Below are 7,388 nucleotides of genomic sequence, written 5' to 3' on the forward strand. Positions count from 1 at the left end.
CGAGCATCGTCCGCACCCGGCCGGAGCGGGAGGCCCCGCTCCTTCATCGCATCACGTTGTTGAGTGTGTGAGTACCTGATGGTGTGTCGGGTGTGGTGGGGCCGGGTTCCGGCTTTCGTGCTCAGGCCGCGGCAGGCAGGGCGGTGGCGCCGGTGATCTGGTCCCAGACGGCGAAGCGGACGGTCATCTCGGCGCGGTAGTTCGAGGCGGTCAGCAGGTGGCGGCGGGGCCGGGAGTGGGGTGAGATGCCGCTGAACGCGGCCAGGAACCGCCGGGCCCCGACGACGCTGCGGAAGCCCTTCATCGCGCGTTCGCGTCGGTGGGTGGGCTGGTGACTGTTCTCGGTCCGGTTGCTGAGGCCCTGGTGTGAGCGGTGCTCGACCAAAAACATGACCTCTCGGTGGGCGGCAGCGGAGCTACGGAGCTTGTCGGTGATCAGCACCCATTCGCGCGTTGCCGAACGAGCCGTGGTAGCCGCTTCGTCACAGCCTGATAACCCATGCACACGACTCCCCCACAAGTGCTCTACCGTGATCCGCCTGTACTGACATCACTCGGGGGAATCTGTGCGAATCCGCATCATCACCGCTGCTCTGCTCTGCGCCGTCGTCGGTAGCGTCACTGCCTGCCAGCCGGCCGACGACAAGCACGCGAGCGATGTCAGCGCCCCGTCCACGGCGCCCCCGGCTTCCTCGAGCAGCACGCCGGCCGACGACGCCAAGGCGGACGAAACTGAGAAGGCGACCGTGCCGGACTTCGTCGGCATGGGCCTGCAGTCGGCACAGGACAAGGCGCAGGAGGTCGGCTTCTACGGCCTCACTTCGCACGACGCGCTCGGCCGGGACCGTATGCAGGTCTTCGACCGGAACTGGAAGGTCTGCAGCCAGAACATCAAGGCTGGCACATCGTCGTCGACGGACACAGAGCTGGACTTCGGCACAGTGAAGCTCGAGGAGTCCTGCCCTGCGAAGGATGAGGCGCCGCCCTCTGCTGCCGGCGGAAAGATGCCGGACTTCAGGGGGGAGTCGGTAAAGGCGGCCCGCGGGGCCCTGGACTCGAGCACGTCGATCACGGTGACCGATGCGTCGGCCGATGACCGGATGGTGTTGATGGAGTCCAACTGGCAGGTCTGTTCCCAGACGCCGGCCGCGGGTACGGCCCTGGACGGGCAGCCGGTGGAGCTCACCGCGGTCAAGTTCGAGGAGAGCTGCCCGTAGGGGCGGCAATCCCTGACCGGCAGCATTCCGATGTTCAACCTGGGGGACCCATGCGCGTTCGCGTTACTGCGGCCACGGCCGCCCTGCTCCTGACCGCACTCACCGCATGCGGCGGGGGCAGCAGTTCCGACACGGCATCCAAGCCGAAGCCGGGAGCGTCCAAGTCAGACACCGTTGACTGCACCGACCAGACGCTCGACCAGGCCGAGTGGATGGAGCTCTGCCCCGACGAGGCCGGCACTGGCGGTGACGGCACCGAGGGGCAGGTGACGGGCCTGAAGTTCGGGGAGTCGTACACGTGGCCGGACGGGCTGAAGGTCACGGCCGTCGATGCGCGGGTGTTCACTGACTACGACCCGGAACTGCTGGAGTCGGCGGAGCCTGGCGGTACGGACTTCCGGGTGACGCTGAAGCTGGAGAACGGCGGCAAGTCAGCGGTGGGCCTCGACGATCTGTCGGTCATCGTGGAGGGTGCGACGAACGGCGGCGAGGCCGCGTTCACGATGTTCGAGAAGGGGTCGCAGCCGCTCGAGGGGCGTCTCGCGCCGGGTGTGGCGGCGACGAAAACCGACGACAACGTCCTCGAGACGAAGTACGGGCGGAAGATCGTGGTCACGGTGCAGCGGAACAGCGAGAACTTCGACCTCGACTTCCCCGAGTTCGAGGGCGAGATCGCCGACTGACGTCGGACACGACGAAGCGCCCCCACTCCCCCGCCGTGACGGAAGGAATGGGGGCGCTGTGGTTCACAGCGCCAGGTCGTGGCTGCGGAAGAGTTCGGGGTGAAGGTGGCCGGCCCGCAGGCGTCAGGTACGAGGATGTACGCGGTATCGGGTTCGACCGGACGGCCGGGGTGGGACGCGGTGGCGTCGATCGCCACGACCGGCTCGCGGGCGATGACGCGGTGCCGGAACGTGGGCATGGCCTGTACGGCGGGCACCTGCGGCTTCGCGCGGCGGGGCAGCGAAGCATCCGCCCTGGGGCGGGCGCGCCGCTGTCTCATGCGTGTGCGCGGGTGGCGTGTCCAGGACTTCACCTGTGGCCGACACTGTCGTCGGTGTCCGGCGCCGAGGGACAGCTCCGGCGGTTCACTTCCGGCGGGCACGGTGAAGTACTCGTACGCGGAGGAGTCCCAGCCACCGGGGCTGAAGGTCAGGACGGTGCCGTAGCGGGCCCGCGTGGCCGCCACACTCGTTGGGCCTCCGGGAGGGTCGAGCAGCGCTGGTAGATGCCGGACCCAGCCGGGGGGCACGGGGCAGGTTCCTCGCCTTGGTTCGGAAGCGGCAGGTCCGGCCGGTCCCAGTCGATCCGTAGCCCCGGGGTTTCGAGCGTCGGCGCGGGCATCAGCAGGTGTTCTGCAACTCGCCTCATTGGACCGAGTCCGACGGTCCGGGAAGCGGTTGATCTTTGTTCCGGAATCTGAGGCTCCCGTCCGGCGGGCTGCGATAGCTTGCCCGGCATGACTGAGCTTGGGCCCGTCGCCTGGCCACCTGCCCCGATCAGGACCGAGCGGCTCGTGCTCCGTGAGCCCGGGGCCCGGGACCGTGCGGCGTTCATCGAGCTGCTGGCCTCGCCAGAGGTGCACACCTACCTCGGTGGCCCCCGCCCGCGGGACGAGCTCGAGCGCGAGATGCCCGGGGCGCCCGAGCGGTGGCCGGGGAGTTTCGTCGTTGCTCCCGACGGGGCGATGATCGGCCAGATCCTGCTCAGGAGAGCAACGGGGCACCGTCGCCCGGCTGCCGCGGGGAAGGCCGACCTCGGCTACCTGTTCCTGCCGCGGGCGTGGGGACACGGGTACGCCGCCGAGGCGTGCGCGGCGGCACTCGACTGGTTCGCCGGCGCGCTTCCCGGCGAACCGGTGGTGCTCACCACCCAGAGCGCCAACGTCGGCTCGATGCGCCTCGCGGCGAAGCTGGGGTTCATTGAGGTAGAGCGGTTCGAGGCCTACGGCGCCGAGCAGTGGTTCGGCGTGTGGTCCCCGGTTACGCCATCCGGTTGAGCTCGTTGCTCGACAGCGCGGCTCCACGAGGCCACCGATCGGTCGTCGGCCTCGGTGTGGCTGCGACGACGGCTGCTCGGGGCCACTGGCTTGTGACCGGTGCCCTCTACCCGCAAGCGGTACCACTGGTACCGTAGGGGCCATGAGAGAGAAGACCGCGATGAACCTGCGCTTCCCTGACCCTGAGCAGCGGGCCGCGATCGCGGCCGCCGCACAGCAGGCAGGGGTGAGCATGCAGGAGTACATCCTGTCCGCCGCCTACGAGCGCGCTACCGCCGTGGAGCGACGGTTCCTGGACGCCTTCGGCGACTCCATGGCCCGCAGCGGCGCCGCGTTCGCGGCCGAAACCGGCGGCATGGACCCAACCCCGGAGCAGCGCGCGGCCGAGCGGCAGGCCCTGGCGGAGCTGGAGCAGCAGGGACGGGGCCAGGCGGCGTGAGTCAGTCCGGACCGTTCCACCCGCTCGATGTGTCCTTTCTGCTGCACGCCGCCGAGCTCCTGCCCGGTGATCCGCAGGTCGACGACCTGGGACCGCTGTATGCCGCTGTGGCCCGGACCAATGCCCGGGCCATGGAGCGCGACGTCTACGGTTCGGTGCATCTGAAGGCTGCGGCGCTGCTGCAGACCCTGGCGAAGCTGCCTTGTCTGGAGCACTCCAACGAGCCCTTCGCTTGGCATGCGACCGAGGCATACCTCGCCCTCAACGACTGCCGCCTCGACTACCCGCCCAAGGCCGCCGTCGTGCTGGTGCGCGACATCGCTGACGGGACGCTGGGGGTTGCCCGCATCGCTCGCCTGCTCCGCGAGTGGACCGCCGCCTGAGACGAGACGCTCCTGCGCGCAGCGTGGTGGCTCCGCTTGGCGGGCTGTCTGGCAGACTCGTCGGCCATCCTTTTGCGGCGTCATCTGAGGCCGTCCCGCTGGGCGGGCGCCTAGCTTGCTGAATTCTCGGCGGCCGATGAGCCTGTCTCTGCCCCCCGGCTGGCGTCCGGGACCGCCAGGCGCACCTGGGCCGCAGGGCAGGGAGGCGGAGCGGCTGTGGCAGCGGACGAGGCGCCCGGGCAGCATGCGGCCGAGGGCGCTGTCACGTTGTTGAGGGTGTGGGTCTCTGACGGCGCGTCGGGGCGTGGCGGGGGCCGGGTTCCGGGCCGGTGCTCAGGCCTCGGCGGGCCGGCCGGCGGCGCCGGTGATCTGGTCCCAGAGGGTGAAGCGGACGGTCATCTCGGTGCGGAAGTGGGTGGCGGTCATCAGGTGGCGGCGGGGCCGGAAGTGGGGTGAGATGCCGCTGAACGCGGCCAGGAACCGCTGCGCGGCGCCCACGCTGCGGAAGCCCTTCATGGCGCGCTCTCGCGCTGCCGGGTGGGCTGGTGACTGTTCTCCGCCCGGTTGTTCAGACCCTGGTGGGAACGGTGCTCGACGGAGGGCATGACCTCGCGGTGGGCCGCGCCGTAGGAGCGGAGCTTGTCCGTGACGACCACCCGCGGCCCCGCACCGGTCCTCTTCAGCAGCCTGCGGAAGAAGCGTCTGGCGGCGGCGGTGTCCCGCCGGCTCTGTACGAGGATGTCGAGCACGGTGCCGTCGGCGTCGACGGCCCGCCACAGGTACTTCTGCTCTCCGTTGATCTTGAGGAAGACCTCGTCCAGGTGCCACTTGTCGCCCGGCCTCGCATGTCGGCGGCGCAGCGCGCCGGCGTAGACCTGCCCGAACTTCGCACACCAGCGGCGGACCGTCTCATAGGAGACGACGACACCGCGCTCAAGCATCAGCTCCTCGACCTCGCGGAACGACAGCGGGAAGCGGTGGTACAACCACACGCAGTGGGAGATGATCTCCACCGGGTACCGGTGCCCCTGGCCTCGTTGTTTCACGGCGACGGCCGGTTGATCTTGCGTCCGTGATGTCGCGTTGATTCCTGTCCGGGGGCGGTTCCGGTTAGGGGCGCGCGTCGGCTGACGTGCCGGATGACGCCGGGTTCCACGGGCCCGGAGCTTGCGGGATTCTCCTCTCGGCGTTCGATGAGGTGATTCGTGCCGGTCAGGTGGGGTGGGGCAGGGCGAGGATCCGTTCGAAGGAGCGGATGATCGCTGTGGCCCAGGGCCAGGTGGAGGGGATTTTCAGTAGGGTCGGGGACTGGCGCGGTGGCCCGTGAGGGCTCCGTTTCCAGCCCCCGCCCGTCAAACCGTGCATGCGCTTCTCGCGCACACGGCTTACCGACATCGTTCACCGGCTGGCATGCACCGCCACCCTGCGCACGTTCCCAGACAGGCGGAACACTCCGAGTCGGGTGAACCACGCGCCGTCGTGGCGCTTGCCCCACCGTCTGCCCGGGATGCCGCGCTTGCGATTGTCGAAGATCGCGAGCCGCTCATGGACGTAGCTGTCGATCGTGGAGAACTTCCCGGCGGAGTTGCCGTTGCGGAAGTACGCCGCCCAGCCCCGAAGTACAGGGTTGAGGTCAGCGACCACGGCCGATAGCGGCCGTCCCACGTGGCGACGGTCTGTTGCTGCGCGGATCTTGTCACGCAACACCTGCATCGCCCTTTGGGATGGCCATCGCTGCAAGTAGAACCTGCCGCGGCGACGCCACGACTCCACCTTCTGGTGGTGAAATCCGAGGAAAACGAAGCCCTGTCCGCCTCTGACGAGGTGGACGATGCCGGTCTTGTCCGGGTGCAGTTGCAGCCCGAGGTCGGCCAGCACGGTTCCGGCCAGTTCCCGCGCCTGAAGGGCGCGTTCTTCGGTCGGACACAGGACCACGAAGTCGTCGCAGTACCTCACCAGCACTCCGAGGCGCGTCCCTTCGCTCTGCCACGCCTCGTCGAGGACGTGCAGGGCGATGTTCGCGAGCAACGGTGATATCACGCCCCCAACGCAGTGGGCAACTTCTGTTTCGATGTCACGCTGAGTTACCGGCGGCTGGAGCGGCCGCAGCGGGTCGGGGGCGGCTGAGGTGGCCGGCGGTACGGTCGGTCCATGGCCAGTGGTCTTGGTGCCGGCGGCCACAGCCCTCTGCGGGGGGCCGGGGCGACAGCCCGGCGAGTACGGCGATGAACAGGGCACGGGTCGAGACCGAGTGCGTCTTCGACCGCCTGGCGGCCGAGGACCTCTCGGCGGCCTACGCCCTCCTGGTACCCCAGCGGCGGGCCCGCCTGCGGCGGGCCGGCCAGGAAGGAGCGCCGCACCATGACGAGCGCGGCGATCTACGCCCGGGTCTCCTCGGCCGGGCAGAAGAAGGACCGGACGATCGGATCGCAGACCGCGGCGCTCCGCGCGCACGCCGCCCGGCTGCATTGTGACCTGCCCGAGGAGTGGATCTTTGAGGACGAGGGGCACTCCGGGGCGACCCTGGTGCGCCCCGGGCTGGAGCGGCTGCGGGACCTGGTCGCGCAGGCCGCGGTGGATGTGGTGCTGTGCTACGCGCCGGACCGGCTCGCCCGCAAGTTCGCCTACCAGGCTCTGCTGATCGAGGAGTTCGCCCGCGTCGGCACCCGGGTGGAGTTCGTCAAGGGCCCACGCGGCGACAGCCCCGAGGACCAGCTGCTCATCCAGTTCCAGGGCATGTTCGCCGAGTACGAGAAGGCCCAGCTGATGGAGCGCTACCGGCGCGGCAAGGCCTACCGGGCCCGCGCCGGGTCGGTCAACGTCCTCGGCGGGGCCCCGTTCGGCTACCGCTACCGGCGCAAGACCCCCGAGTGCGGGGCCACTTACGAGATCGTCGAGAGTGAGGCGGCGATCGTGGCCGAGCTGTTCCGCCGCTACACCGACGACGGCGTCTCCATCGCCGGGCTGACCCGCTGGCTGACCGGGTCCGGCACCCCCACCCGGACCGGCAAGAGGCGCTGGGACCGCAGCGTGGTGTGGGGCATGCTGCGCAACCCCGCCTATGCGGGCACCGCTGTCTTCGGCAAGACGAAGATCGTCCACGAGAGCGCGGGGCTCAACCGCCGGGCCCGGCTGGAAGGCCGCACCACTCCACGCGCGGTCAAGGCCGTGGAGCAGCCCCACCAGGAGTGGATCGCCATCCCCGTCCCTGCGATCATCTCCCGCGTCACCTTCGAACGGGCCGCGCAACGGCTGGAAGACAACAAGAAGTTCGCCGCCCGCAACAGCAAGGTCCCCTCCCTGCTCCAGGGCCTGGCCGCCTGCGCGGTCTGCGGCTACGGCTACTACCG

7 protein-coding genes and 2 pseudogenes are annotated in these 7,388 nt (G+C 69.6%); 6 read left to right on the forward strand and 3 right to left on the reverse strand.

What is annotated here, in order from left to right:
• Positions 1 to 121: 121 nt before the first annotated feature.
• A pseudogene (locus tag ACFP2V_RS27540) lies at positions 122 to 439 on the reverse strand (DDE-type integrase/transposase/recombinase); the annotation flags it as partial.
• Positions 440 to 566: 127 nt separating this feature from the next.
• Here ACFP2V_RS27540 and ACFP2V_RS27545 point away from each other — a divergent pair.
• From ACFP2V_RS27545 to ACFP2V_RS27565, 5 genes are all read left to right on the forward strand, one after another.
• The gene (locus ACFP2V_RS27545; RefSeq protein ID WP_381217913.1) at positions 567 to 1,217 is read left to right on the forward strand and encodes a hypothetical protein; all 651 of its coding nucleotides are present in this window, start codon (positions 567 to 569) and stop codon (positions 1,215 to 1,217) included.
• Positions 1,218 to 1,267: 50 nt separating this feature from the next.
• Positions 1,268 to 1,900, forward strand: a complete 633-nt coding sequence (locus ACFP2V_RS27550; protein ID WP_381217915.1) for a hypothetical protein — start codon at positions 1,268 to 1,270, stop codon at positions 1,898 to 1,900.
• 776 nt (positions 1,901 to 2,676) lie between these two features.
• Positions 2,677 to 3,216, forward strand: a complete 540-nt coding sequence (locus tag ACFP2V_RS27555; protein WP_381217917.1) for a GNAT family N-acetyltransferase — start codon at positions 2,677 to 2,679, stop codon at positions 3,214 to 3,216.
• A gap of 142 nt (positions 3,217 to 3,358) precedes the next feature.
• Positions 3,359 to 3,655, forward strand: a complete 297-nt coding sequence (locus tag ACFP2V_RS27560; RefSeq protein ID WP_381217919.1) for a type II toxin -antitoxin system TacA 1-like antitoxin — start codon at positions 3,359 to 3,361, stop codon at positions 3,653 to 3,655.
• Positions 3,652 to 4,038, forward strand: a complete 387-nt coding sequence (locus tag ACFP2V_RS27565; protein WP_381217921.1) for a fic family toxin-antitoxin system, toxin component — start codon at positions 3,652 to 3,654, stop codon at positions 4,036 to 4,038. The genes ACFP2V_RS27560 and ACFP2V_RS27565 overlap by 4 nt, the downstream gene beginning before the upstream one ends.
• Before the next feature lie 333 nt (positions 4,039 to 4,371).
• Here ACFP2V_RS27565 and ACFP2V_RS27570 read toward each other — a convergent pair.
• Positions 4,372 to 5,084: pseudogene (locus ACFP2V_RS27570) on the reverse strand (IS6 family transposase).
• 352 nt (positions 5,085 to 5,436) lie between these two features.
• Complete coding sequence (locus ACFP2V_RS27575) at positions 5,437 to 6,507, reverse strand: group II intron maturase-specific domain-containing protein (RefSeq protein ID WP_381217923.1); 1,071 nt, start codon at positions 6,505 to 6,507, stop codon at positions 5,437 to 5,439.
• Here ACFP2V_RS27575 and ACFP2V_RS27580 point away from each other — a divergent pair.
• Positions 6,400 to 7,388: recombinase family protein (locus tag ACFP2V_RS27580; protein ID WP_381217925.1), on the forward strand; the 989-nt coding region annotated here is incomplete at its 3' end. The genes ACFP2V_RS27575 and ACFP2V_RS27580 overlap by 108 nt on opposite strands.

It is taken from the genome of Streptomyces incanus (assembly GCF_042656345.1).
GTDB lineage: Bacteria > Actinomycetota > Actinomycetes > Streptomycetales > Streptomycetaceae > Streptomyces > Streptomyces incanus.